The sequence below is a fragment of the Candidatus Saccharibacteria bacterium oral taxon 488 genome (genome assembly GCA_010202645.1).
Classification (GTDB): Bacteria; Patescibacteriota; Saccharimonadia; order Saccharimonadales; family Saccharimonadaceae; genus Nanosynbacter.
Map to the genome: position 1 here is coordinate 718,026 of CP047920.1, position 24,542 is coordinate 742,567.

Genomic DNA, 24,542 nt, shown 5'->3' on the forward strand with positions numbered 1-24,542 from the left:
CGAGTGCTAACACGACCTTGCCGCGCGCCTGGCCTGGCTACGCGCCCGCGTAAATCGCCTGGCAGCGTCTGACGAAAACATTAGCACCGCTACGATATTCAGCCCAATGAACAGCAGCGTACTGGCTGTCGACCAGGTTATCTTGCCGATGGTCAACGTGAATGAATTAGCGATAACTGCCAGCCCAGATATCATCATCAACACCAGCCGCAATCGATTGCTACCGCTAAATGTCCGATTCACCAGCACGATGGTAATAATCACCCACACTGCGCCGAGGACAATTGATGAACCGATCAGCCAATTAGCAATCACCGCCGCGTCATTCACCTGACCATCCACCATCAGTTCAGCCACCGTCTGGCTATGAAATTGGTCAATCGCAAGTAATTCAACAACGGTATTGATGATACTGACCGCCAGCGCCGCAAACATTGCCACCACGCCAAACGCGATCTGTGGCGGCCGCCGACTCCAAAATTGTTGTATCAATGTGTCGTGTGCTACTGGCATCACCTCGTGCGAAGTAGCATCGAGAATCACCTCGTCGCGCTCCTCTATCAAGGACTGGTTGGCGCGCACTCGCCCGACCTCAAGCACTGGCAGATCGCCATCGGTCTGAATGGTGTCGCCGCCACCGTTACGCGAATGATACCCGGTGGAAAAATCTTTCAGAGTAGTCACTTCAATTGAGGCTCGCGCCTTGAGCGCTGACTGGACGATATAATCCCGCTCGATGTCAGTATTCTCATCAATCTTATGAGTGATTTGCAAGGTGAACAGACTAAAACCGACACTTCTGTCGTACGTGCCCGCCGCCAACCAGTCCACTCGGTGACCACCCGGCAGCAGCCAGCCTTGTGGACAACGCCAGAAACGCACGTGATGGCGCTTGCCGGGATTGCCGTCAACTTCCTGCTGGTAGGTAAAGTCCTGCCGCCGACCAAATAAAAACAGTGATGATACCGGCGCCTGCGGATAGCTACGCCGCGTCAATATTGCCACCATCATCCGCCACGACGAACGCACCGTGATCTCTTCTGCCAAGGTCCAGCCAGCCGCGGTCATCGCTTGATGGACCTGTGCCTCCGAGCCGCGCAAGACTAGATTAACTGGATCACCGAGCAGTCCGTCCGCCGTCCGTGTCCGCCCGATGAAATAATTTGGTACGTACAAACTACTCAGGATACGATGCAGCCGCGGCAGTGCCAAGTAGGCCGTAATCAGCCACACCACCACAAACAGCCCGACCATCCACCAGCCGCCCGAATGCCAGCCCTCACGCCACACGAGCCATGCCAGCCAGAACGACGCCGCACTGGCTAATAAGAAAAAGATCTGGTCAAGCAACCCCGACAACGACCAAAACGGTCGCCTGAGCGAAAATGACGACTTCTTCGTCGCCATCTAGACCGTGTCCTCACCCATCAAATAATCAAGGAGATCCCGCGCTATCAACCGTGCCTCGTCATCACGCCGATTAAACACGTCACCGCGCTCAATAATTTCGCCGCAAACCCGCACCGCCCGGGTCAAATCATCATTGATAATCACGTGATAATATGGCACTTCCAGCGCATGACTGAGCTCGGCGATGGCCGACTGGCGGCGTTTCGGCCAGGCCGCTTGAAACTCTGCTTCCGTCGCGTACCGCTGCTTCAATCGCTCCAGCCATGTCGGATAATCCGGCGGCACGATAAAGATAGCGATACAGCCCGGCGCTAATTGCTCATACTCAGCCACGCCTTGTACGTCAATGTCGGTAATCGCCGTCTGGTGATGGTCGTGCGCCAGCTGTAGCTCGGCTGTCGAGGTGCCATACACCTTGCCGTGGACAAACTTGGCCTCAATGAACTGATGATTTCTGAGCATGGTCAGCGCTGTCGCTTGGTTAATAAAATGATAATCAACACCGTCGCGCTCTGGCTGACCGTTATTTGCCCGCGGCTCCCGTGTAGTGTGTGACACGATATCACGAAATGACGGCGATCGCAACAACCGCCTTTTAATCGTATCCTTGCCTGCGCCGGAAATACCGGTCAGTAGCGCAATTTTGGTATCTCGTACTAGCGCGATGGCCGCTTCGGTCGGCTGGTACTCCCTAATGACACGTTCAAGATCTGACATATGAGTATTATACCAGATTATTGACTAAGCTTCCGGGAGCAGCTGCGACTTACTATCTATGTACCATGTCCATCGCCCGAATGTGCGGCGGGCGGTGCGTTAGCTGAGGGCGGCGAGACGGCACAGCGATGTGAGCACGGGAATGAGCGGTGGCTTGCGGGTGGGTCAGCTCCTTTGGCTGCGGCGGTAATTTTGGCTGGGTTGGCAGCTGGTGTGGCTGGGATAGTGGGCGCTTGACAGTCGGTTGCGTATCAGCATGCGGCGTACTGGCACGAGGACTAGTATGCGGGCAGCAAGTGGTTGGTTTGGACGCCGCTTGGGGCGCTGTAACTGATGGTTGGTTTGGACGCCGAGATGACGCAGCGGCTACGGGATTAAGCGGACGAGTCGGGCTCGAAGGCTGAGATGAAAGCGGTGGCTTCGTCAGCGGCGGGTGCGGCGGATGTGATGAGAGCGGCTTGACTGGCTGAGCCTTGACGGAAGAAAGTTTGTTGAGCGGGCGCTTGGCCGGGGCCGGCGCCGAAGCAGTGGGCTTGATCAGTGAAGCGCGTGATGGTGAGAGGGCGTGCTTCGGCGGCTGGGGCTTGACGGACGGCTTGGTAAATGATGAGTTTCGCGAGCGCTGGACGTCACGCGGCGGCATAATGTCATGAAAGACTGCTGGTTTTTTAGGGTGAGGTTTAGCCGGTGGATTGAGAGCGGGAGTCTTTTGAGGAGCGGCAGAACGCGAGCGAGGTAACTGAGTAGCGGGTTGCGGCGACACGACGCGAGATGCAGCCGAAGGACGAGCCGGCTGCGCGGCTACAGTTTGCCGTTGAATACTATGACGCCGAGCCGGAGCGGAGTGAGGAGAACGTGGCGCGGGTGATGTGGGAGATGCGGCGGGTACTGAAGTAGCCACCGGGCGCTGACGCAACACTGATGCTTCCGCGTCAACATCTGATACCTCGCCCTTACGACGGTTGCCGAGCCGAGCTTTTTTGAATAGCTTCATCAACTTCATCAGCGCCACCCCATCCCTTGGGAGATGTCGATACCGAAAATGATTACGGTCAGCTGGTCGATATGACTCTCCTTCCTCTGATTGATTCTGTCACCATTATACTGGTTATGCTTAGTGATTTCAAGCAGCGCACCGCCGAGCCGCTAGAGCAGCTCATCCAGTACCGATTGCCAATCAGGAAACTGCGGAGTACCGAAATGAATGTGCCAGCCAACAAACTCAGCAGCACCCCTGGCCGTCCGATCATCAATCAAAAATCGCCGCGACTCAGCTGTTTGACTGACGAAAATATAACCTTACGATAGAAAATATTTTCCTGGCCATCGCCGCCAAAATACTTCTTCACCCACGCCAGTTTATCGCCTAGCGCCGTCGGATTTTCCCATGGCGATGACGACAGGATGTATAGATCATACTTTTCCTTCAGCTTATCAACCGCCTCAAGGGCGCCCGGCATCGGATTCATCAATGCAAAAACACCCGGAATATTGTCATATTCACCCGCAAACTTCTCAAGCATCTCGGGCGGAACCTTCGTCAAAGCCGACGTGAAATCCACCAGCACGCCGTCCATATCAAGATAGATAATTGGTTTCTTCATGATCAATCCCTCCTTAACATCACGGTAAATGCTTCTGACGGAATTTCAACATTACCAAATTTCTTCATGCGCTTTTTACCCTTGGCCTGTTTAGCGAGGAGTTTTTTACGGCGCGACACGTCACCACCATAGAGCTTGGCGGTGACATCTTTACGGTAAGCGCCGATGTTTTCGCGAGCGATGAATTTGCCACCAATCGCCGCCTGCAGTGCCACTTCAAAGCTCTGGCGCGGCACGACATCTTTCAGCTTCTTAACGATCTCGCGGCCCAAGCCTGGCGCCTCCGAACGATGACACATAACGCTGAGCGCATCGACCATCTCGCCCGCCACATAAAAATCCACCCGTACCAAATCCTCCGGCTGATAACCCGCCAGTTCATAATTAAACGAGCCATAGCCGCTAGTTACCGACTTCAATTGATCATAAAAATCCGTCAGCAGATTTGCCAGCGGCGCCGTAAAGGAAATCAGCGCCCGCTCGTCGATGTAGCTGAGGTTTTTCTGCCGGCCGCGCTTGGCGACAATCAGCTGAATCACCGCACCGATGTAGTCCTGCGGCACCACAATTTCACCGTCAATCCACGGCTCGCGAACCTCGGTGATTTGTGCTGGGTCGGGCAGTTCACTGGCTGACTTGATGTCCAACTCCTCGCCGTTAGTCAGGCTGACTTGATAATCAGTACTCGGATTGGTGACAATGAGATCCAGATTATACTCGCGCTCCAGCCGCTCACGAATAATGTCCATGTGTAGCAAGCCGAGAAAGCCAATTCGCACACCATAACCCAGCACTGGCGAATTTTCCGGCTCAAACTGCAGCGCTGAATCGCTGAGGCTCAGCTTTTCGATAGCCTCTTTCAGATCATTGTAATCTTCGTTGGACACCGGGAAAAACCCCGCGTAGACGAAGGGTTTGACTTCTTTGTAGCCAGGGAGAGGCTGGACGGTAATATGAGACATTTACTTGGATAATTATACCATCAATTGCTAGATGATATAATGCCGCCGCTCGCTCGCTTCTTATGCAAGCGAACTGAGACCAAAATAATCTTGAATAAACTCTTGGGAATACTCATCTAAGTCGGTCAGTCGACCATACAATTTAACACCATGACACAGCCCTCTATCGGACGGCACCGCATAAGCATTTGGTCGCGCATATGCAACGACTAGTGCTGAGTGAGGCGTTTTGCTGGTAAACCGTTCGCCAATAGCCTGCTGAATGGCGGAACAATCTTCTGGTTGAGTCTGCAAAGGGCTTGCACCAGCAGCAATGTCACGTGCTACATTGTGCGCATATAAATGAAAATCTGCGAAATGAACACCATCAGCACCAAACTGAAAGGTGCGATTACCCCGTGAAAGCTCCAGCGCCAATCGCGCCAAACTCAAGCCACGCCAATACTTATAACTCTCTCTCTGAATCTGGGACTACATCATAGACAACAGACTCTCCAATATCATTCCTCAAGCGATTAAAATTCAGTTGACTCATGGCTTGCATTTTATCATAATATTATTTATTTGTCAATCATAGCTATCGGTGGTTCGGTAGCCTATTTGATAGTAAGTGCTTCGCCATTTGTCAAGCTTACTGAGCAATCAGCACTGAGCTGGACAGCGATTGATTCTGACATAACTCAGCAATCTCATCTAGCAGCCTGGCGACTTTTCTCAAGCATCTCAGCAATCTTCGCTTGTTGCTTGGGGCTGTAGAAATAGCCTAACGCTTTACTCATACCACCGCCTTTCCCCTTAGCACGGTATCGTGACGGCTGTCCAAAATTGGGGTCGTTCCTTATTAAACTATCAACTACCCTATCAAATCGAGGGGCGCTACAATGTAACTCACGCATGATCTCTTTTTTTACTCGATACCCTTCAGGAGCCGACTTCGTATAGCCTTCACTTCTGAGATACTTACCTATCTTATCAACTTGCTCCGGTGACAAGCCTTCACGAATTCTCACCTGACCACTTTCAGCGTGAAATCTATAGATTTCACGCTGTAGGTTCAGTGAATCTATGGCATCTCTCACCAATTTCAAACTCACCCCAAGGCGCTTTGTTGCCGTACTTATCATGACATATCCCTCTGGTGATGGAGGTGCAAATAACCCATTCTCCTGTGCTTTTCTCATAATCATTGCCTGCTGCTCCGGACTATAGAACTCGTAGACTCGAAAGTAACCATCAGATAGCGCACTGACTTCTTTAAGCTCTACTACTATCCTCGCCATGGTCACATCTCCCACACGTAGCTTCTTAGCAAGGGCGGGGGAAAGCCAAGGATCATACGCTTAGTAGTGACACATACACTTATATCATATCCCCATTGGTGAACGGAAGTAGAACGTCCAAAACGTCACGTCTGGAGTCCCAATCTGTACCCGAACACATTTTAACACCGCCGTGTACCGGTTCATCTTTGTCCTGGCTATCTTACACCGGCCCCGTGACCTGTATATTCTGCTATAGTTTGCTGGATTTGCGTGTGTCGTACTTGGCTTCACCATTGTTATCCAAAAGACAGCACAGCAGCCATCACGATACCTACCATAAATAATCCTGCCTTTTTCATATACCTTCTTTCTAATATTATACGACAGCACCGACTACACAAAACATAAGCTATTATTGTCAAGCAAGGCTTAGTTGGCCGCAAGCTTTAAAACTCTCTTTTCAGCGATCAGGCCACGCCATAGCTTACATTGGTTCACTGACAAATTACTTATGAGAGCGCCAGCTCGCCAATACGCTTCCAAAACTGACGCAGAGCCTTGACGTCTACGCCTTCAACATCGTGGCTTGAAAGCACATCATGCCACGTACTCATCACAGCTCCATTATCTAGTAGACGGTACTTACTGAGCACCAAACCATGCGGCAGCCATGCCATGCTTATAACATCATCGTCGGCACATGGATTTTCCAATATATCACGAGAGCAATCATATGTATCAACAATATTTCCTGGATCAATTGCTCCATAGTGCTTCCACTCTCCATAGCACAAATCAAAACCTAGTGGCAGAAGAGCCATTTCCACGCCCTCTTCCACCTCATCTCTAGATGTCCGCATCTTCTCTACAAATAAATCCAGCGCTTGACGAGCAAGGATATCGAGCCAATCCGCCCCAAACATCATCGAGTCGAAATACGCGTCAATTTTTCTACAATCTTCTTTACTGAGGTTATTCGGGTCGGTTTTGGCAGTATGCACCGTATCGTTTAAGTCATGAGGCGTGACGAGCATGGTGTCTATTATTTTTAGCTGTGGATCTATAGATAACATTTTTGCGCCATAGTGATAGGCATTTCTCAGATAAAGGCTCGAAAATACGAACTGGTCAAGACCAAAATGGCGATCAAGCCCGTATGTATTAGTTCTACAGCCTGATAACCGACTACTTGGCAGTATCCCCCTCTCCATGAATCGCCCAGGGAAATCACCTGAGTCAGTATAGTGAAAAAGTGGCAATTGCTCAAGACACGCTCGTATCTCCTGAACAGCTAGCTGCTGGCCCCCTGATAAATCTCTCTGACTCTCCGGATGATTATGAAAATTATCGCGCAATCGACCAGCATCAACATATTGCGCCATTCTTTCTGGCAGAACAAGCGCCTCGCTAGATGACACGCCGCCAATCCTTCTGGATCTTAAAACTGAGAAAGCTCATACAAAAACCTGCCAGCATCATAGTAAATCAAATTATAGCATAGCGCTTACTTTTTGTCAAATAAACTACCTGCTAGTCAAGTCAGCTGGTACGGAAGACTTATCCCGCTGGCACACTCTCTTGATCGTGTACTTCTCGAAATATGCTTCCACCACGTTGACCAAACTTTATCCCAGCCCTTTTCGCGACACGTATCCGCGGGGTGCTTTTGCAATTCAGTTAGGCCAATTGTTTGTGGATTCATGGTTTACTCCTCGGTTATAAAAGCTACATCACTTCTACAGTACTGCATCCAGCAAATCCTTCAACTCCTTGCCGTCAAAACAAAAGTAAGCTGCGCCTTGATACGCGCCGCTATCATTAACTGATTTTTATCCTCAAATATTTTTCGTACCAGCAGCGACAAAAATCACCCCTGCTCACCATGTTCAACTTCACGCTCGCCAACATTTTTTGCTCCGATTGTTTTATCTTTGAGAAAGACAATCTCGTCATCATACTTACGCTTAGTACTATCGAGCTGCTCCATGCGCCATAATCATAGTTTATTCTACTATCTTAGGCGCCTGATCTACTGCGCCTTCGGCAAAAAACCGCGCGCCACGAGCGCCTGCCAAGCCGTGTCTGCCGAGAGAGATGACGGCTGAGGCGTTGAAAATCCCTTAGCAGGATAGGTCCTTATCCGCTCGTAATCACCCAGCATCAACGTCAGCATCATGGCAGCACTGCCATAGGTTACCTCGTATAAGCGATAATATGCCTCTAATGTTGTCGGCTGACTCGTTACATACAGTCGCGGCCGTGGGTGCGGCCACTGAGCCTCGGCAGTTGCCAAAAATCGACGCGTCATATATGGTTTATGAACCAAGATAATGTCCTTACTCTGAATCATCATCTCTGCCAGCAGCCGAGCCGAACGGGTGATATTTTCACCGGTGTTGGCGGCTTGATGCTCAAACAGGATTGCCGAGTTCGGCACCGCCAAACGTTGGAGCTGTCGCCCTAACAGTGTCGCTTCGGTTTCCGTGGCCCCATGATAGGGATTAGCAAATCCCGACACCACAATCCATGGACTAACGCTTGCATGATATAGCTCGGCCGCTCGCTCAGCACTATCGATCATAGCTCCCGCACCGCCGATCACGATAGCATCCGCCCGCGCCGGTAGCCGACTCTCAACGCAAAGATACTCCCACAATACCTGGAGGTGATGCCAGTCTTGATCGGTGAGCGCTAGCTGGCTACGTGACATGTATAAGCCCTTGAAGTTTCTTTAGCGTTACCGTATCACCCACCCGTGCTTCGTGCGTGGTTTTCAAGTTAGTGACGAGCAGATCCAGATTATACTCGCGCTCCAGCCGCTCACGAATAATGTCCATGTGTAGCAAGCCGAGAAAGCCAATTCGCACACCATAACCCAGCACTGGCGAATTTTCCGGCTCAAACTGCAGCGCTGAATCGCTGAGGCTCAGCTTTTCGATAGCCTCTTTCAGATCATTGTAATCTTCGTTGGACACCGGGAAAAACCCCGCATAAACGAAGGGTTTGACTTCTTTATAGCCGGGGAGGGGCTGGATGGCGATATTTTCAGTCATAACTATGTGTTATTATATCAGCTCAGTGTTTTTGTATAAACGCACAGTAAATCGCTTCTTGCACACTCACTTATTCTCGGCGAATTATTCCTTACATACTGCGGTCTAATTTATAACTGCTCAAAAATCTTATGAGCTTGATTCCTGCCAATAGTCTGGACCAATTCAGCGTAGCTCATCCACCGACCGCGTTTAGTTTTGTCGCGGCGATGATCGTTTTCATCGGTAACGTCGCCCGTAACTATCGCATCGACATTGCGCCAGACGATCCAAGGCGTGTCATCGCTTATAAAACTATAGTCCAGATGGACACGATTTTCGTTGATTAATTTGTAATCTGACGACGAAAATCCACGCGCGTACAACTCGCGGAGGATAACATCTGCTAGCTCGGCAAAGTTATCAGCAGTGACATACAAAAAGTCATCATATTCTTCACCGAGTTCGTATGATCGTCCATTCATAAACATACAATACGAATCATCGTCGACAACTTTTTCGTCCAGCCACACGCGGCGGTCGCGTGTTATCGGAATCACGCGGCATCTAATTTTCTCTGTAAAGTTTTTGAAGTTACTCATAATTGCCAACAACAGATATATCAATACCTATTTCGTGCATTTTATTACATCTGCACCTTTCAATAATAGTATATATTATTTCCACTGCCGCGTCTGGTTGATCTTGTGCTTCTCAAAATACACTTCCGCCAAATTGACGTCAAACCGATTTGCCAATTCCATCAAATAATTCAACACGTCCGCAAACTCCTCGCGCAGATTGTCGTGATTGTCAGGCTTTTTCTCGCCCTTAAATCCCGTCTCTTTGCGAATTGCTTTCGCCAACTCACCAACTTCCTCGGTAAACAATAAGAATACTTCGGTAACAGAATTTTTATCCCATCCTTTTTCTTTACACGTTTGATCGAGGTGTTTTTGTAATTCAGTTAAGCTTATTGTTTGTGGATTCATGGTTTCTCCTTCTTTAATCTTAATTAACTTACACTTGATGGAATATAAACATAGCAAGTCGCTAAACTAGACGACCCCCGTGAAACATCCAGGGTTAACTGCTTGACCTCTATACCCGCAGTCTGCAATTTATCTACCCAATCTGTTGGAATTAGCAATATACTACCCTCCCGAGTAACCCGTCTCATCTCATTTATTGAATCTACCAACAAATCGCACCCGCCAGAACAATTTTTACCATACGGAGGATCAGTAACAATATAATCTATAGTCTTATCTTCAAACGGTAGTATTCGTACGTCACTAGCTATGGGTTCTTTAATAATAGAGCGACTAGGCTTATACCAAGATGGTAAATCATCAAACAATAATTCCCACATTTTGCGATTTAATTTAGGAGCATAAAACTTGCCTAGCCCCTCTAGCTCTCTACCGTCTTCATAAGACAAGTCAGTCGTATACACCTCTTTAGGGATCTCTCGTGAAGCTAGTAAATTAACCAACGTTCCTGCGCCAGCAAAAGGATCAAGGATAGTTTTATCTTTTAGCAAAGTGCTAAATATAGGCCAAGCTTCGGCTATTTTATAGTGTTCTGGAGTCCATCGCTGAGACCTATTGTCTACAGATAAATTGCCACCATGATCAATAAAAAATCTTGGAGTATGTTTCATCATCAAGCTCGACCATCCGTCGATGACAGTATCTTTTATATCATGCCGGATAGACGAGATTGCGGTATCAGCCACCATAATACTAAGTCTATCTATCTTATACTTTATGCTCTCAAAGTTATATCTAAAATGGTTATCATCTGCTGGATGAACCTTACTCCCCAATGTGTCTCTAGCGATTTGCAGGTCTCGCACAGTTTTCCAAAGAGCCTCCAGTTCCCAGTCTGGCACACCTTGCTTATCGTTCTCGCCAGACACAACAAGACCTACAGCCTCATGATAAGATAATTCTCCTGAATTAATTTTATGAGTTCGATTAGGCCGCCGACCTTGGTCTCTACTCTCCATCCGTGAACGCATTACAGAATCATGAGTTGCTCTTTCTTGTATAAGCACATATCGAGCTAATAGGCCTCTTAAACTATCACGGTTCAATACCGTCTCAGGAAAAGATTGCCCGGTCTCACGTTGAGTTATCCTTTTAGCGCTAATCAGCGGATGACTTGTCAGGTCTACAGTAACTATCTCTCTATCGGTAGGTTCTATATACCTAAGTCCAGCTATAGTTGCTAGCTTACCATCAATGACACAAGTCCTGTCTTCTGGGAGGTTTTGATAAAACTGAGCATCAAAGGCCTCAGGGTCCTTAACCTGACTTAATTTCTCTTTAAGCTGCTCTTCTGTCTCTACACCAAGTGTCTGTCGAATAGATTGACCAATATTGACAACATACACCTCACCCCCCCCATCTACGCCGCGACACCCTTCTGCTATAGCGCGGGTCATAGTACTGCTGCCGCAACCAGGCAATTCTGCTGACACCAGAAAAATCTCCTTTGATTCTTTCATATCGAGTATACTAGCATGTTTTATCTTTACAATCAAACACTAGCTATTTACCTATTTAGTAAATTTTATTGACGGAAATTTATTCATCATCAATTACAGATTACAGTATTTACTTAAGGTTACCGTATCACCCACTCGCGCTTCACGCGTGGTTTTGAGGTTGGTGACGATGTAGCCAATTTCACCGGTGTCCAGCGACGGGTCGGGGATCATGCCAGGGCTGAGGTGGCCAACCTCCAGCGCCAAGCCATTCGCGCCAGTCGCCATCATGTGAATCGCTTCACCTTTTTTGATCTGCCCATCAACTACTCGGACATACAAAATCACGCCGCGGTAATCGTCATAATAGCTGTCAAAAATCAGTGCCCGCGTCGGCATATCAGCCGGCGCAATATCAGGATGCTCGACTGCAAGCGGCGAAGTCGGCGCTGGAATTCGCTCAACAATCGCCTCCAAAACTTGATCGACATTCTGTCCTGTTTTGGCAGAAATATGAATAATGTCGCTTTCATTGCAGCCCAGCAGATTGATCACTTGCTTGGACACGCGCGGCACATCAGCGGCTGGCAAATCAACTTTATTGAGTACCGGAATGATCGTGAGATCCTGCTCCATCGCCAAGTATACATTCGCCAGCGTCTGCGCCTGAATGCCCTGGCTGGCGTCGACCACCAGCACCGCGCCCTCGCAGGCTTGCAATGAGCGGCTGACTTCGTAACTAAAATCAACGTGACCGGGCGTGTCGATGAGGTTGAGATCGTAAGGTCCAGTCAGTGGCAATCCTTCCGATGAATCGATAGCCCTGTCGCTGGCGTTGCCTGCGACGTTCGATTCAGAGGAAGTGGTTGCCGCTGGCTGGCGGTAGCGGTATCTCATCCGCACTGGCGCGAGCTTAATCGTGATCCCCTTCTCGCGCTCGAGATCCATACTATCGAGCAACTGCGATTTCATCTCGCGCTTCTCCACCGTCCCCGTCATCTCCATCATCCGGTCCGCCAGCGTCGATTTACCGTGATCGATGTGAGCGATGATGCAAAAATTACGAATACTGGTCAGCGGTTTCATCAGCGCCTCAACTTACTCATATCAAATCGCGAAAACAGCAGACGTTTAATTCGCGCCAAGACTGGGTCGATTTCTGGCAACTTCAGCCACTTGGACAGCGCACCGTACACGACAAAATTGAAAATCGTAATCGCCCCAAACTTGGGCAGCGCCCCTAAAAAGCTGTCATCCGACGCTCGAAATGGAATTACCAACACGCTGACGTAGCACGCCACCGCTAGCGGCACCGCGGCTAACGCCATCTTGGCGACCGCTTTGACAAACGTCGCATCAAACAGCTGCGGCATGCGCCGACCTAAAATGACGCACAAAATCACCACCTCGACAAAGGCCACGACCGACTGCGCCCACGCCAGGCCGTACGGACCAAGTTTCACGTAGTAGCCAAGTATCACCGCCAGCGCCACATTTAACACAATCGCAAAAATCGACACATACATCGGCGTCTTGGTGTCCTGCTGCGCATAAAATCCGCGCGCCACCATGTGATACACCGTCCTGAATAAAATCGCCATCACCAGACAACCGAGAATATTCGCCATGACCGGATCGCCATTATTATTGATAAAGTGTACTATGTAGCCGCGCGCGAAAAATGTCACCACACAGATCGGGATAATCATCCAGATTACCGTCCTGAGAAATGACCGCAGGTCTCTGCGAAATAGATCCGGCCGCTCCGAGGCAAGGCGTTCAGTTAGCTGCGGAAAGGCAGCGTTGGAAATAGCGACGCCAATGAGATTGATCGGCATCATGTGTAGCGTCAATGCTTGATTATAGCGACGAATGACGCCATCCCCCATCCGCGACGCCAAGTTGACTTCGGCTAGGCTGACTACATAATCCATCCCTTGGTCAATCGAGCGCGCCGGCAGCAGCGACAAAACTTTACGAAAGCCGTGGTTGCGCCAATAAATCTTGAAATCATAATCAAAACCGAGGCCGATCAATCCAACCGCACTGACGATGAGCTGCAGCACCGACCCGAGCACCACGCCGAGCGCCACGCCCATGATGCCGCCATCAAAGATCTGCCAGCCGAACAGGTTGATGCCATTGGTAAACCATAGCGTACCGATGATAATCCCGACATTGTACAGCATCGGCGCCAGCGCATAGAAGGTGAAGCGACCGACCGCTTGCTGGATGCTGGCGATCACCGCTGCCACCGCAAAGATCAGCGGATTGACCGCGATCACTCGCATCATACTGACCGCCAACGCGTGGCCCGCCTCGCTCAGCCCTGGCGCGATCAGATATTTCATCAGCGGATCAGCAAAAACGATGATTAGAACGCTCGTTACCAGCGTTACCAGCGCCATCAAATTAATCATGCTCGAACTGATTTGCCAGGCTGACTGCTTGTTGCCCTTGATCCACCGCTCGTTAAATACCGGTATGAAGGTAACGCTCAGCGCCCCCGACACCAAAATCGCAAACATAAAATCCGGCACCATGAACGCTGCCGTATAGGCATCCAGCCCAACTGGATAGCCAGCCAAGTGAGCCTTCTCGTTCGGGAAATACGCCGCGTTCAAAAAGCGATCGCGCAGCAGCCCCAGCAGGCTTGACAGCAACATTGAGCTCGCTAAAATCGTGGCGGCTAACTTGACTGTCAGCCGCTGATTAATCTTGTTGACAACATTACGAACGCGCCCCATAGCAATTTATGCGTGCAGCTTTGCTTCCTTTGGCAGTTTCGTTCCCGAAAGAATCTCGTCCACCGCCGCTTCTTCTAATGTCTCATCTTTGAGCAGCGCCTCAGCCAATTTATCGAGGAACGGACGATTGGCTTTAAGCACCAGCATCGCCCGTTGCTTGGCCTCGGTGATCAGCTGCGACACTTCCTGGTCGATCAGCTTAGCAGTCTCATCCGAGTACGGCCGCTCGCGGGTCATCTTGTCAAACATCAGGCCGCCGTTGTCTTCGTGGAATACTTGATCGCGTAGACCCCTACCCATACCTTGCTCAATCACCATATCGCGGGCAATCTCGGTGGCTTTACGCAGGTCTGAGCCAGCGCCCGTGGTAATGCCGTCATCGCCGTAAATGATCTGCTCAGCGATTCGACCGCCCATCGCCCGCGCCAAGATATCCTTGAACTCATAGACATTGGTGTAGCTCTTATCCTCTGGCGGCAAGAACCACGTGACGCCGCCGGTACCGCCGCGCGGAATGATCGTCACCTTGTGAACTGGATCAGAATCTGGCAAGACGTGACCGACGATGGCGTGGCCTGCCTCGTGGTAAGCTGTCAATTCCTTCTCGTGGTCGTTCATTACCTTGGCCTTGCGCTCCGGCCCGATCGCTACCCGCTCAAATGCCTCGGTCAGTTCATCGTTGGTAATCTTCTTTTTGTTGCGGCGCGCCGCGATAATTGCTGCTTCGTTAGCCATATTGGCGAGATCCGCCCCCGATGAGCCAGCCGTCTTGGCGGCTAATTTATCCAGATCAACCGTCTCGTCGGTCGGTTTTTTCTTAAAGTGAACTTTGAGGATTGCCTCGCGGTCTTTGCGTTCCGGCAGAGTAATCGTCACCCGCCTATCAAACCGCCCCGGCCGAAGCAGTGCTGGATCCAGCACATCCGCTCGGTTCGTCGCCGCCAACACAATCACATTAGTATCGCCGTCAAAGCCATCCATCTCCACCAGAATCTGGTTCAAGGTCTGCTCGCGCTCATCGTGGCCGCCGCCCATACCCGAACCGCGCTTGCGGCCTACCGCGTCAATCTCATCGATAAAGACGATACACGGCGCATTTTTCTTAGCCTTTGAGAAAAGGTCGCGTACCCGGCTAGCACCAACACCGACGAACATCTCCACAAACTCTGATCCAGAAATCGAGAAGAACGGCACGCCTGCCTCGCCAGCCACTGCCCGCGCCAGCATGGTTTTACCAGTACCCGGATTACCGACCAACAAGACACCTTTCGGAATCTTAGCGCCTAGTTCCTTGTACTTCTTTGGATGCTTTAAGAAATCGACAACCTCTTGTAAATCCTGCTTGGCGTTATCATTGCCGGCAATGTCCTCAAACAGCACCTTTTCTTTGTCCTCACCGTACAGCCGCGCCTTACTCTTGCCAAAGCCCATCGCTTGATTGTTCTGCCCTTGGGCTTGGCGCATCATGAACATGAAGAAAATCACGATAATCACCACCGGCACGATCATCACTGTCAGGTTCCACAGCACCTCACCGGTTTGCGATGGCGGCAGAACGTTAATTTCGACCTTGGCGTCCTTGTTCAAACCTTGCTCATAAATCGTACTACCGGATTCCTTGACTGATTTCTCGGTCGGCTGTTTTTGGCCTTTGGGAGTAATTTTCAGATCATTGCCCTGGATATCAATCTTGGCAATCTCCCCAGCATTTGCCCGGCGCACTACGTCAGTCAATGCCACATTCTTCAAGTTGCTATTTGGCGACAGCGCCGCGTACACTGCCAGCCCAAGAAACACAATGATTGCCCAAAACAACCCCAGCCGAGCAACCTGCCCGATCCCTTTCTTAGTATTCTTTGGCGTCTTTCCTGCCATACGTCACATAATCCTTTCTCTTTTGTCCTAGCGAGTCACTCGTTTTATTGTAACACTTTTTACGGACAATTTCACCCGCACATTAGCGGCTGGCTGCCACACCGTTCCTGCTCGGCCAGTTTTGATGGCGATCAGCAGTCGATCCAGCTGTGCTGAGAGTAGCGATACGCCAGTCAGTCGCTGCACTTCTCGGTGCAGTAGCTCGCGCGCCGGCTCAATCGGGATATGCGCCCAAAAATAACGACTGCTAAGACATGACGATAACCGCAATGTCTCTTGGTCAATCTCTTGGCGTAGCTGCCATTGCTGACGCCATAGCCGACCAAGCGCCGCCCGCTGCTGATCAGTCAGCCTTGCCTGCAACTGTCGGCGCAGCTGATTACGCAGATAGGCGCTCGATTGATTTGTCGCGTCCTCTACCCACTCCAGCCGGTGGCGCAGCGCATAATCATATATGTCCTGCTTCGTCCATTCCAGCAGCGGCCGCTCAATCCGCTGATCACCCATGGCGGCCAGACCCCGCCAGCGCGTACCACGCCATAGATTGAGTGCTATGGTCTCGATCACGTCATCCTGATGATGGGCCGTCGTCACGCGCCCGCCCCACCGTGCCGCCGCGTCAAAGAGAAATTGATACCGCCGCCGGCGCGCCGTATCCTCGCTGGCTGCCACGCCCAACTCTTCACGCCTGGTAACATATGGCACATTATACCGGCGCGCTAGCCCCGCCACGAACCGCGCATCAGCCGCCGACTCTGCCCGAATTCCATGATCAAAGTGAGCCACCACTACCTCGTCCTGCCCATGCCGCAATACGCTGTCGAGGAGTACCACGCTGTCCACCCCACCCGATACCGCAATCAGTCGCTTCATGAGGATATTATGACACAGCCTATAGTCTATTGTATAATATTAAATTATATGATATTATATGTTCATGTCTATACAACCCGATAGTCATGACTACAAGCTTGAACATATAAATAACTCCGAGCTTGATAATGCACTTGGAAGGTTTGCGCTGTACACACTTTTTAGCAGTGCTTATGGTGACAGCTACCGTGGAAATGATGCGCTCGACAAAAAGATCGCCGAAGCAGATGGAGCGTTTCTCTTAACTCATATGAAACAGATTGGTGCCGGGTGTCTCGTTGGGGGGCAGGATTACAACGATTGGTACTTCTGCTGAGAAAGATTTTTCAGATCGACGCTTTCACCGCATGGTAACCCTGTTAAGTAAACTAAGGGAAGAGTCTGAGGCTCGTTGGATGTCAATAGGGCTTGAGTACGATAAAATGCAAGCTGCTGCCGAACAGAGCGGCATGTACCCAATTGAATCTGGCCATACAGCCATATCGCTTCTAGAAGAAATTGGAGAAGTCGATAAATATAGGGTAACAAGTGGCGGCAATCAGCCTGTTGTCATGACAAAAATAAGTAATGGCTATCAACAAAATATGTGGCAATGGTAAAATATTTTTATGGATAAAAAGAACGAGACAACCATCCTCTGCTTTGGTGATTCCAACACCTTTGGACAGCGGCCCGATATGAACGCGCGATATGACGAGTCAGTGCGCTGGCCGCGGCGACTGGGGGCACTGCTAGCGAGCGAGGCACGCCAATATTATGTCATTGAGGAGGGGCTGGGCGGTCGGCGGACTGACCTTGATCATCCTGACCCAGCCAAGCCGTCAAGAAATGGCTGGACGTATTTTCCGCCGTGCCTAGCCAGTCATCAGCCCGACATCGCCATCATCATGCTGGGAACAAATGATGCCCAGCTCTGCCACCAGCGACCAGTTGAGGCGATCGTGACGGCACTGGCCCGCTACGTCACGTATTGTCACGAATCGGACGTCACGCCGCTGCTGGTTGCGCCACTCGTCCCAGACCCCGCTGGGCTGTTCAACGAGGCAATCGTACCGCGGTCGGCGTGGCACTTTGATGACACAGCCGTGGCGACCCTAACTGCACTGCCTGAAAAAATCCGAACTTATGCCGCCAAGCATGGTGTTGCGTTTTTCGACGCCAACACATATGCCGAGGCCAGTGTAGACGGGTTGCACTGGACAGCAGCAGGTCACGAGCGATTTGCCCGAGCAATCGCCCAGATGATACGCGAAATAGCATAGAATACTCAAACGTCAACTAGTTCGATGACTCCGACCCCGATGGGTCTAACCAATAGACTCGACCGCTAGCCTCAAAAATAGGTACCGCCTCCGCCGCTAACACTGAGGAAATTTGTTCTTCTGTTAACCTCTTAAAGGCTGGGTTTTTGAAAAAATTAGCTCTTTTCATACCAGCATCACCGACACGACACAGGATAAATTTTGCCACTTCACTAATATTGGCGTCAGTCGGAGAAGCCTCGGGCTGACGCAGAGCGTCCCACCCCCCCATGTTCTTGAGGTGGTAATTTCTTCGTCGGCATAGTTGGCATCATTTCGCTCATAGTTTGTCTATATCCTCCCCGATATTATTTTCACAAGTATATCATCATATCGTCAACTCTTGCAATGGCGTGCGCAATGTGTCATCCACATATTAAAATACCGCGGCCCATACAGACCGCGGATAAAAAACAGTTCTGGTAGCACCGGGTGGACCCGAACCACCGACCTCAGGCTTATGAGTCCTGCGCTCTAACCAGCTGAGCTACGGTGCCACACGTCACCAATTGTACCAAACGAGTCAGAAAATCTCAACCGCCTCGAGAACCTACTTATCCGGCGGGGCCTAGACTGCTAATCAAATAAGGCCAGGCAAGTTTCGCCCCCGGCGACTAGGCCACCAGCTCCACATCTTCTTCATCTAGTAGCTCCAGCCGCCGCATCACCAACGAACGTAGCTCCTCGCACGTCCGCCGGCGCTGCCATGTCCGCAGCCGATCATTATTGACCGCAGCTAAAAATTGCCCGAGCTCGTGCTCAGTGATATCCATGTTGTTGCCTTTCTGTGTTTGTTAAACTGTGGCTCTACTATAGCACACATTTGACATAAGTGCAATAGTATGACAGCTTGTACAATCGCTCAACATCACCTATCATCTTCCCTCGGCAAACCGCTTGTGATAAACTGGAGGGAGAGGATTTTACACAAACATGACCCCGGCTATTATTTCATCACTCGCCATCGTCGCCTTCTCAGCACTGATCCACGCTAGTTTTCAGCTCAGCGTCAGCGTCTTGACCTTGCTCAGTGGCCATTCCCTCGGCAAGCAAACCGCTCGCCGAAAAGTGTTGCGACTGATGAACGGATTTGTGTGTGGAGTGTTGGTGCTGACAGCGCTGCTGATATCAGCAATCGTCTACTACCTGTCGCTGGTCATTCATCATGCCGCTCAGGCCGAGCAGCTGGTAGCGGCCACCGTCTGTGGGCTGATGGTCGGGCTGGGCGTGGCGACTTGGGCAGTGTACTACCGACGAGGCGAAGGTACAGCCTTGTGGCTGCCGCGCAGCTTCGCGACCTACCTATCAAAGCGCTCAAAAGCGACGCGTCACAGTGCCGAGGCCTTTAGTCTCGGGATGGCGAGCGTGGTGGCCGAGTTACTGTTTATCATCGGGCCGATGACAGCAGCGGGGCTGGCAACCGTCCTACTACCATCAACCGAGTGGCGCCTCATCGCCATCGCCCTCTACGTCGTCATATCGCTGCTATCACTGGTCGTCGTCTTGGTGCTGGTCGGTAGCGGCCATTCCCTCGCCCATTTGCAACAGTGGCGGATGGCGCATAAACGTTTCTTGCAATTCGCGGCCGGCGGCAGCTTGATCATCTTGGGCGGCTTTTTATTCGTTGATCGAGTGCTCGGCATCGTCAGCTACGGAGGTTTTTGATGTCAGAAGGGCACCCAAACCGACCAATCATCGATGTTGTCAAGCGCGGCAAGCGGCCGAGCGAAGAGTTTGACCCAACGAAACTCCACCACTCTATCATGGCGACCTGCCTGAGTATCCGCACACCCGAAGGCCAAGCTGATGATATCGCCAAGTCAGTCACCCTCGGCGTGATGAGCTGGTGCGAGACCCGACCAGAAATTACCACAAACGACATCCGACACCGCGCGACGCAGCTGCTACAGAAACTACACACCGACGCAGCATTTGTTTATCAACACCATAAGACGATCATGTAGGGGGCACATGGCACAAAAACCAACTTTTGACTATGATGTAATTGTTATCGGCAGCGGCGCTGGCGGTTCACCGGCCGCAACTGTCTTGGCGCGCGCTGGCAAGAAAGTCGCCATCATCGAGCGCGGTACCTTTGGCGGCGAATCTCCGAACTGGGGCGACATTCCGACTGGTGCCCTGCTCTATACCGCCGACGTCTATCACGAGGCTAAAACAGCAGCCAAGTTCGGCCTGCGCACCAGTACAGTCGGCTATAATTATCCATCGCTCCTCGCCTGGAAAGACACCGCCATCAAGCGCACCGGCACCGGCGGCAACCGCAGTTACTACGAGAAACAAGGCATCAGCGTCTTTACCGGTAGCGCCCACTTTCTCAGTCCCAACGAGATTACCGTCAATCGCCGCCACTTATCCGCGCGCAAATTCCTGATCGCCAGCGGCTCAACCTGGCGCGATGATCACATCCCGGGCCTCGACGAAGTGGCCCATCACACGCCACAAACCATCCTCTCGCTCAAGCGCCCGCCCAAAACACTGTTCGTTGTCGGCTCTGGCACGACAGTGATGGAGTTGGCATATTTATTCTCGACCTTTGGCAGCAAGGTGTATGTCGCCGAGACCGCCGGGCGCATCTTGCCCGAGTTTGACCAGGAAGTTGGCGAGCTGATCGCCGCTGACGCCAAGGCACAGCGCGGTATGAACATCCTCACCCAGACAAAGCTGGTCGCCGTCCAGAAAGACGGCATCGCAAAGCGCGTCACCTACGCTCGTGGCGGCCAGCAGCATTCAGTGCGCGTTGATGAAATCCTCGTCGCCGACGACCGCCTACCGACGACCGACATTGGCCTAGAAAATGCGGGCGTAGCATATACTGAACATGGCATTCAAGTCAGCGAAGCGATGCAGACTTCGGCACGGCACATCTTTGCGGCTGGCAGCGTCGTTGACCTTCAGGCACAGACACACACCATTCTCAGCCACAGCCGCACCGCTGCACACAACTTACTACACCGTAATTTCATCGCGCTTGACGATAGGCCGCGTTTGACGATCGCCTTCACCGACCCGCAGATCGCCCGAACGGGACTAGACGAGGACGACTGTCTGCGCCGTGATTTGAAAGTAAGTATTGCCCTTGCGCCACTGACCTTGACCGTTCGCAGCAACATCACCGACCGACGCAGTGGGTTCGTCAAATTGATCAGCGACAAAAAAGGCGTCCTGCTCGGCGCCACCATCGTCGCACCAGGCGCTAGCGACTTGATGACTGGCCTCAGCCTCGCCATCCGCCACGGCCTGACCGCCAAACAACTGATGAGCACACCAAACTGTTTCACTGCCTGGTCAGAGGCCGTGCGCATTGCGGCGGGGAAATTGGCAGCGTGATGACGGGGTGGTATGATCGCTCCATGACTATGACGCGGTAAAGATAACCTCGTTCGATATCACTGCTGGATCACAGCTATACCTTGACTGGATCGATGAGACATGTAGATGAATGCTAAACAAGAGCATTCTCAACAATGTATTGAGAGGCCTCTGCAGATTTCTCTTTCCACAGACAATCCTTTAAGGCCGCACCCCCGAGAAGTTTCCTTCTAACACTGAAAAAAGTTAATAAATCCCAGGGATCGGGCTTCTCCCCGTCCAAACGTTGCATCTGCACATCATGAAGTAAACCTACCAGCGGCGATACTCTATTACTATCAAACTGAAAGGTCGGATAAAGGTGATATCCGTGATCAGGAACTGCAAGAACGCTACCGCGGCGCACCGCAGCAAGTGTAATGCTGGAAGCATACTCCCCACCACCAAGTTCTTTGACAGCCTCTTCTGTCGTCAGGAATTGATTTTCTTTCAAGAGTTGATTTCTCGCCTCATTGGCGCGTGCAATTGCCCCGAGGTACATCTGATACTCTGGCGACCTCGAATTACTCAAACCATCAGAGCAACTCTCTCTAAAATCTCTATCAATCTGACTCCTCCACCGGGCATCGATTTCTGGAGGAAACTGTCTAGTGGATAGTTGAGGCAATGAACCTAGACGCTCTGTCATGATGTTCTAATATAGCACGGCCAGATCAAAAAGGCTAGACGTAGGCTACCGCAGCCAATTTACACCACGACTTCACATGTATCAAAAACAAAAACGACCTCAACTCATGAGGCCGAAGAATCAACGAAACGTGGTTGCGGGGGCAGGATTTGAACCTGCGACCTTTTGGTTATGAGCCAAACGAGCTACCAGGCTGCTCTACCCCGCGGCACATTGTCTATCTTAGCAAACACGAATTATTTTTGCAAGTTCTGACTCGTCCGCCGCGCGCCAAAGAGGAAATTGACCCACTGCTGGAAGTTACTGGTCGGTTGTTTTTGCGACGTATTGTGGGCGGTCGGTTGCTGCTTGGCTGCGTCGGTTGATGGCACGATCAGTAGCTTTTCGCCGGGCGAGCCGCGGCCCAGGCGCTGGCGCACCGCGAGATCAAGGTACTCATCACTCTCATAATATTTCGATTCGTACGCCAGCAGCTCAGTGCGCAATTTCTCGACCGTCAGCTGATACTTTTTTTGATCAACCATCTGTTGCAGTTCATAATTACGCTGCATCGACTCAATCGACCCCCACGCCCAACTCAGCGCGATCAGCGCCGCCGCCGCAACCACAACATTATTCAGCGTCAAATAATCGTGACGCACGTGGTACCAAAATCGTTTGAGTTTCAGCATGTTCATGTTGGTTTTATCAGAAGGTATGGCTATATTATGAGGGGTCGGGTGGGGTTAGTCAAGATGGGTATACTCAAAGGATGCTATTGGATGTGTAAAATCAGGTCAGTCTTCTACAAGCATACTTCTGCGAGGAGTTCGGCCTTGATGACTTATGTAGTTATTCTTCAAGTCCTCCAAGGTTGCCAAGCCTTCGGGAGGATATATTCGAGGTCTGATAGCCCTCTTTTCTTGCATGGACTCTTCTCTTTGCCGTCTCTCTATTTTGGATATCCTACGTCTTCGCCCTGTCAATGAAGGGTTGGGTAAAGGAGTTCTTTGAAAAGCAGCACGCCTTCTCCACCCTCTGCCGGAAGGTTCACTATTTACTGCACTCAGAGCTTCCTTCCCAAGCTGTCTCTCGCACGGATATGGCTGTCCGCATTCTCTGCACTTCGCTGTCTCCACCCCTCCGTCTGCTGGCGCCACCTGCTGTTCTTGTACTGATGACTGATTTGGATATAAATGCTCCGTCATAATACTTGATTGTAGCATGAATGGTTAAAAATGGGGAGGGACTAGCTCGTAGCAACCTAGCAAAATTACTAGTCCATTTCGGTCGCCCGTAGTAAGCTCAGTGCACCAGTTCCATAAACTCGGAAGAGTTCACATATTCAAAATCATGTGCCAGATGGTCACTCAGGAGGTTGTTAACATTCAAAGGCCGTGGCACCGCAGCACCGAGATATATAGCTGCGATGAGCGCCGTCGATAGGCTGTGGCGAAGATTGAGTACAGCAAGCTTTTCAAAAATATCCGCCTGATGTGTTTCGAGGTAGGTTTTGTGTAGCTTGGTCATCGAGCATTTCGCGAGTTCTGGCTGCGTCACGTCAAGCCCCAGATCCTCAGCCACATCGACGAGGCGCCGGCTGGCTATCGGCGTCAGACGATCAATATCGTACCTCGTGTCAACTACCGCCCTATTTTGCCGCCGCTCTCTCCACTTGTTGTACAGCCAATCCACCTGTTCTGTTGCAATTGGCGACGACCGTTTCAGTACTGACAAATCGGCACAGAGTTGGTGGCCTGCAAAGGTCACGCCGGACAATGTCCGTGAGGAAGCGATATCTGACTCGATCATCTCCAGAAGCCGCGGCGCCTCGTCTTCTGATTCCAGATAGACCGACTTGAATCCAAATTCAAGCAGGCTCTGATCCTCTAGCGAATCAACATGCGCAAGGTCAATGATGGCCCATGAGTAGCAAAATGGTTTTGATGCTCCCCGAACCCGGAAATTCTTTGTCCACTCAACATCGAGCGCAGCAACGAGACTTCGTTCTCGACCAAAAGGGCGCTCTCGTTCACCAAACGGGCGTTCCGCCCACTGCAAGTTTGTTCTCAGGTGCATCGACTTATGTATTCTCCTAGAGACGATTTTAACTCACATAGATGCTTTTACCAAGGCTTTAGAAAATGGTTACCTGAAGGGATAATTTACGAATCTTGATAGCACAAAACTCCGGCTTAAGGACACTATTTCTTCGTACCCAAAGACTCAAGTAGCTATTGCTTTATTTGCGCAGCTAGCTTATATTTACAG

The 24,542-nt window shown here is 50.9% G+C and carries 27 protein-coding genes, 2 tRNA genes and 2 pseudogenes; 7 read left to right on the top strand and 24 right to left on the bottom strand.

All coding sequences use genetic code 11. The features are described from left to right. Window positions 1–6 precede the first annotated feature (6 nt). The 17 genes and pseudogenes from GWK77_03905 to tilS form a co-directional block, all read right to left on the bottom strand. Complete coding sequence (locus GWK77_03905; protein ID QHU93287.1) at window positions 7–1,407, bottom strand: hypothetical protein; 1,401 nt, start codon at window positions 1,405–1,407, stop codon at window positions 7–9. Next, window positions 1,408–2,127, bottom strand: coding sequence for a hypothetical protein (locus GWK77_03910; protein ID QHU93288.1), 720 nt, complete (start codon window positions 2,125–2,127; stop codon window positions 1,408–1,410). A 52-nt stretch (window positions 2,128–2,179) separates the two neighbouring features. Continuing rightward, window positions 2,180–2,770 carry a hypothetical protein gene (locus tag GWK77_03915; protein QHU93289.1) on the bottom strand — a complete coding sequence of 197 codons (591 nt, stop codon included), beginning with the start codon at window positions 2,768–2,770 and terminating at the stop codon, window positions 2,180–2,182. Between the two features lie 503 nt (window positions 2,771–3,273). Continuing rightward, window positions 3,274–3,731: pseudogene (locus tag GWK77_03920) on the bottom strand (hypothetical protein). A gap of 2 nt (window positions 3,732–3,733) precedes the next feature. Further along, a complete protein-coding gene (locus GWK77_03925; GenBank protein QHU93290.1) occupies window positions 3,734–4,693 on the bottom strand; it encodes a GTP-binding protein LepA in 960 nt (319 codons plus the stop codon). 60 nt (window positions 4,694–4,753) lie between these two features. Continuing rightward, entirely contained in the window at window positions 4,754–5,125 is a 372-nt protein-coding gene (locus GWK77_03930) for a hypothetical protein (protein ID QHU93291.1), read from the bottom strand. A gap of 257 nt (window positions 5,126–5,382) precedes the next feature. Further along, window positions 5,383–5,988 (bottom strand): hypothetical protein, encoded by a 606-nt coding sequence (locus GWK77_03935; GenBank protein QHU93292.1) that lies wholly within the window; start codon window positions 5,986–5,988, stop codon window positions 5,383–5,385. Between the two features lie 476 nt (window positions 5,989–6,464). Further along, a complete protein-coding gene (locus tag GWK77_03940; protein ID QHU93293.1) occupies window positions 6,465–7,373 on the bottom strand; it encodes a hypothetical protein in 909 nt (302 codons plus the stop codon). Between the two features lie 611 nt (window positions 7,374–7,984). Then, on the bottom strand, window positions 7,985–8,665 hold the full coding sequence (locus GWK77_03945; GenBank protein ID QHU93294.1) for a hypothetical protein: 681 nt from the start codon (window positions 8,663–8,665) through the stop codon (window positions 7,985–7,987). A gap of 19 nt (window positions 8,666–8,684) precedes the next feature. Beyond that, window positions 8,685–9,008 (bottom strand): annotated as a pseudogene (locus GWK77_03950) (GTP-binding protein LepA). A 110-nt stretch (window positions 9,009–9,118) separates the two neighbouring features. Then, window positions 9,119–9,547, bottom strand: a complete 429-nt coding sequence (locus tag GWK77_03955; protein QHU93295.1) for a hypothetical protein — start codon at window positions 9,545–9,547, stop codon at window positions 9,119–9,121. A gap of 117 nt (window positions 9,548–9,664) precedes the next feature. Continuing rightward, window positions 9,665–9,979, bottom strand: coding sequence for an RS21-C6 protein (locus GWK77_03960; GenBank protein ID QHU93296.1), 315 nt, complete (start codon window positions 9,977–9,979; stop codon window positions 9,665–9,667). A 23-nt stretch (window positions 9,980–10,002) separates the two neighbouring features. Continuing rightward, entirely contained in the window at window positions 10,003–11,499 is a 1,497-nt protein-coding gene (locus GWK77_03965; GenBank protein ID QHU93297.1) for a hypothetical protein, read from the bottom strand. A 93-nt stretch (window positions 11,500–11,592) separates the two neighbouring features. Further along, a complete protein-coding gene (locus GWK77_03970; protein ID QHU93298.1) occupies window positions 11,593–12,564 on the bottom strand; it encodes a GTP-binding protein in 972 nt (323 codons plus the stop codon). Then, on the bottom strand, window positions 12,564–14,195 hold the full coding sequence (gene murJ / locus GWK77_03975) for a murein biosynthesis integral membrane protein MurJ (GenBank protein QHU93430.1): 1,632 nt from the start codon (window positions 14,193–14,195) through the stop codon (window positions 12,564–12,566). Before murJ ends, GWK77_03970 begins: the two co-directional genes overlap by 1 nt. Before the next feature lie 36 nt (window positions 14,196–14,231). After that, window positions 14,232–16,100, bottom strand: coding sequence for an ATP-dependent zinc metalloprotease FtsH (gene hflB, locus GWK77_03980; GenBank protein ID QHU93299.1), 1,869 nt, complete (start codon window positions 16,098–16,100; stop codon window positions 14,232–14,234). Between the two features lie 27 nt (window positions 16,101–16,127). Beyond that, entirely contained in the window at window positions 16,128–16,973 is an 846-nt protein-coding gene (tilS, locus tag GWK77_03985; GenBank protein ID QHU93300.1) for a tRNA lysidine(34) synthetase TilS, read from the bottom strand. A 64-nt stretch (window positions 16,974–17,037) separates the two neighbouring features. Between tilS and GWK77_03990 the strand changes: the two genes are divergently transcribed. The 3 genes from GWK77_03990 to GWK77_04000 all read left to right on the top strand — a co-directional run bounded on the left by GWK77_03990 (window position 17,038) and on the right by GWK77_04000 (window position 18,235). After that, window positions 17,038–17,289: a hypothetical protein gene (locus tag GWK77_03990; GenBank protein ID QHU93301.1), complete on the top strand. Its 252-nt coding sequence runs from the start codon at window positions 17,038–17,040 to the stop codon at window positions 17,287–17,289. A gap of 79 nt (window positions 17,290–17,368) precedes the next feature. Beyond that, on the top strand, window positions 17,369–17,572 hold the full coding sequence (locus GWK77_03995; GenBank protein QHU93302.1) for a hypothetical protein: 204 nt from the start codon (window positions 17,369–17,371) through the stop codon (window positions 17,570–17,572). A 9-nt stretch (window positions 17,573–17,581) separates the two neighbouring features. Then, a complete protein-coding gene (locus GWK77_04000) occupies window positions 17,582–18,235 on the top strand; it encodes a hypothetical protein (protein QHU93303.1) in 654 nt (217 codons plus the stop codon). 16 nt (window positions 18,236–18,251) lie between these two features. On the opposite strand, the gene GWK77_04005 is transcribed toward GWK77_04000, so the two are convergent. The 3 genes from GWK77_04005 to GWK77_04015 form a co-directional block, all read right to left on the bottom strand. Next, window positions 18,252–18,506, bottom strand: a complete 255-nt coding sequence (locus GWK77_04005; GenBank protein QHU93304.1) for a hypothetical protein — start codon at window positions 18,504–18,506, stop codon at window positions 18,252–18,254. 188 nt (window positions 18,507–18,694) lie between these two features. After that, window positions 18,695–18,771 (bottom strand) — tRNA-Met (locus tag GWK77_04010). A gap of 117 nt (window positions 18,772–18,888) precedes the next feature. Then, window positions 18,889–19,047, bottom strand: a complete 159-nt coding sequence (locus tag GWK77_04015) for a hypothetical protein (GenBank protein ID QHU93305.1) — start codon at window positions 19,045–19,047, stop codon at window positions 18,889–18,891. Between the two features lie 160 nt (window positions 19,048–19,207). Between GWK77_04015 and GWK77_04020 the strand changes: the two genes are divergently transcribed. Genes GWK77_04020 through GWK77_04035 form a run of 4 tightly spaced genes read left to right on the top strand, consistent with a single transcriptional unit; the run spans window position 19,208 to window position 21,734 of the window. Beyond that, on the top strand, window positions 19,208–19,939 hold the full coding sequence (locus GWK77_04020) for a hypothetical protein (protein QHU93306.1): 732 nt from the start codon (window positions 19,208–19,210) through the stop codon (window positions 19,937–19,939). Continuing rightward, window positions 19,939–20,238, top strand: coding sequence for a hypothetical protein (locus tag GWK77_04025; GenBank protein QHU93307.1), 300 nt, complete (start codon window positions 19,939–19,941; stop codon window positions 20,236–20,238). The genes GWK77_04020 and GWK77_04025 overlap by 1 nt, the downstream gene beginning before the upstream one ends. 7 nt (window positions 20,239–20,245) lie before the next feature. Next, complete coding sequence (locus tag GWK77_04030) at window positions 20,246–21,622, top strand: FAD-dependent oxidoreductase (protein ID QHU93308.1); 1,377 nt, start codon at window positions 20,246–20,248, stop codon at window positions 21,620–21,622. Window positions 21,623–21,665: 43 nt separating this feature from the next. Continuing rightward, complete coding sequence (locus GWK77_04035; protein ID QHU93431.1) at window positions 21,666–21,734, top strand: hypothetical protein; 69 nt, start codon at window positions 21,666–21,668, stop codon at window positions 21,732–21,734. Between the two features lie 3 nt (window positions 21,735–21,737). Here the strand turns inward: GWK77_04035 and GWK77_04040 are convergent, their stop codons facing one another. The 4 genes from GWK77_04040 to GWK77_04055 all read right to left on the bottom strand — a co-directional run bounded on the left by GWK77_04040 (window position 21,738) and on the right by GWK77_04055 (window position 24,350). After that, window positions 21,738–22,292 carry a hypothetical protein gene (locus tag GWK77_04040; GenBank protein QHU93309.1) on the bottom strand — a complete coding sequence of 185 codons (555 nt, stop codon included), beginning with the start codon at window positions 22,290–22,292 and terminating at the stop codon, window positions 21,738–21,740. Between the two features lie 131 nt (window positions 22,293–22,423). Continuing rightward, window positions 22,424–22,500 (bottom strand) — tRNA-Met (locus tag GWK77_04045). A gap of 28 nt (window positions 22,501–22,528) precedes the next feature. Beyond that, window positions 22,529–22,969 carry a hypothetical protein gene (locus tag GWK77_04050; GenBank protein ID QHU93310.1) on the bottom strand — a complete coding sequence of 147 codons (441 nt, stop codon included), beginning with the start codon at window positions 22,967–22,969 and terminating at the stop codon, window positions 22,529–22,531. Between the two features lie 607 nt (window positions 22,970–23,576). Beyond that, window positions 23,577–24,350 (bottom strand): hypothetical protein, encoded by a 774-nt coding sequence (locus GWK77_04055; GenBank protein QHU93311.1) that lies wholly within the window; start codon window positions 24,348–24,350, stop codon window positions 23,577–23,579. Window positions 24,351–24,542: the final 192 nt, after the last annotated feature.

What these genes read in the sequence shown, in the direction of transcription:
- GWK77_04050 (QHU93310.1), bottom strand. Translation starts at nt 22,969, where the DNA reads ATGAACATGCTGAAACTCAAACGATTTTGGTACCACGTGCGTCACGAT.
- GWK77_04005 (QHU93304.1), bottom strand. Translation starts at nt 18,506, where the DNA reads ATGGGGGGGTGGGACGCTCTGCGTCAGCCCGAGGCTTCTCCGACTGAC.
- GWK77_04015 (QHU93305.1), bottom strand. Translation starts at nt 19,047, where the DNA reads ATGGATATCACTGAGCACGAGCTCGGGCAATTTTTAGCTGCGGTCAAT.
- GWK77_04000 (QHU93303.1), top strand. Translation starts at nt 17,582, where the DNA reads ATGGATAAAAAGAACGAGACAACCATCCTCTGCTTTGGTGATTCCAAC.
- GWK77_04025 (QHU93307.1), top strand. Translation starts at nt 19,939, where the DNA reads ATGTCAGAAGGGCACCCAAACCGACCAATCATCGATGTTGTCAAGCGC.
- GWK77_03915 (QHU93289.1), bottom strand. Translation starts at nt 2,770, where the DNA reads ATGCCGCCGCGTGACGTCCAGCGCTCGCGAAACTCATCATTTACCAAG.
- GWK77_03960 (QHU93296.1), bottom strand. Translation starts at nt 9,979, where the DNA reads ATGAATCCACAAACAATAAGCTTAACTGAATTACAAAAACACCTCGAT.
- GWK77_04040 (QHU93309.1), bottom strand. Translation starts at nt 22,292, where the DNA reads ATGACAGAGCGTCTAGGTTCATTGCCTCAACTATCCACTAGACAGTTT.
- GWK77_03965 (QHU93297.1), bottom strand. Translation starts at nt 11,499, where the DNA reads ATGAAAGAATCAAAGGAGATTTTTCTGGTGTCAGCAGAATTGCCTGGT.
- tilS (QHU93300.1), bottom strand. Translation starts at nt 16,973, where the DNA reads ATGAAGCGACTGATTGCGGTATCGGGTGGGGTGGACAGCGTGGTACTC.
- GWK77_03910 (QHU93288.1), bottom strand. Translation starts at nt 2,127, where the DNA reads ATGTCAGATCTTGAACGTGTCATTAGGGAGTACCAGCCGACCGAAGCG.
- GWK77_03925 (QHU93290.1), bottom strand. Translation starts at nt 4,693, where the DNA reads ATGTCTCATATTACCGTCCAGCCTCTCCCTGGCTACAAAGAAGTCAAA.
- GWK77_03970 (QHU93298.1), bottom strand. Translation starts at nt 12,564, where the DNA reads ATGAAACCGCTGACCAGTATTCGTAATTTTTGCATCATCGCTCACATC.
- GWK77_03905 (QHU93287.1), bottom strand. Translation starts at nt 1,407, where the DNA reads ATGGCGACGAAGAAGTCGTCATTTTCGCTCAGGCGACCGTTTTGGTCG.
- GWK77_04055 (QHU93311.1), bottom strand. Translation starts at nt 24,350, where the DNA reads ATGCACCTGAGAACAAACTTGCAGTGGGCGGAACGCCCGTTTGGTGAA.
- GWK77_04020 (QHU93306.1), top strand. Translation starts at nt 19,208, where the DNA reads ATGACCCCGGCTATTATTTCATCACTCGCCATCGTCGCCTTCTCAGCA.
- GWK77_03945 (QHU93294.1), bottom strand. Translation starts at nt 8,665, where the DNA reads ATGTCACGTAGCCAGCTAGCGCTCACCGATCAAGACTGGCATCACCTC.
- GWK77_04030 (QHU93308.1), top strand. Translation starts at nt 20,246, where the DNA reads ATGGCACAAAAACCAACTTTTGACTATGATGTAATTGTTATCGGCAGC.
- hflB (QHU93299.1), bottom strand. Translation starts at nt 16,100, where the DNA reads ATGGCAGGAAAGACGCCAAAGAATACTAAGAAAGGGATCGGGCAGGTT.
- GWK77_03990 (QHU93301.1), top strand. Translation starts at nt 17,038, where the DNA reads ATGTCTATACAACCCGATAGTCATGACTACAAGCTTGAACATATAAAT.
- GWK77_03995 (QHU93302.1), top strand. Translation starts at nt 17,369, where the DNA reads ATGTCAATAGGGCTTGAGTACGATAAAATGCAAGCTGCTGCCGAACAG.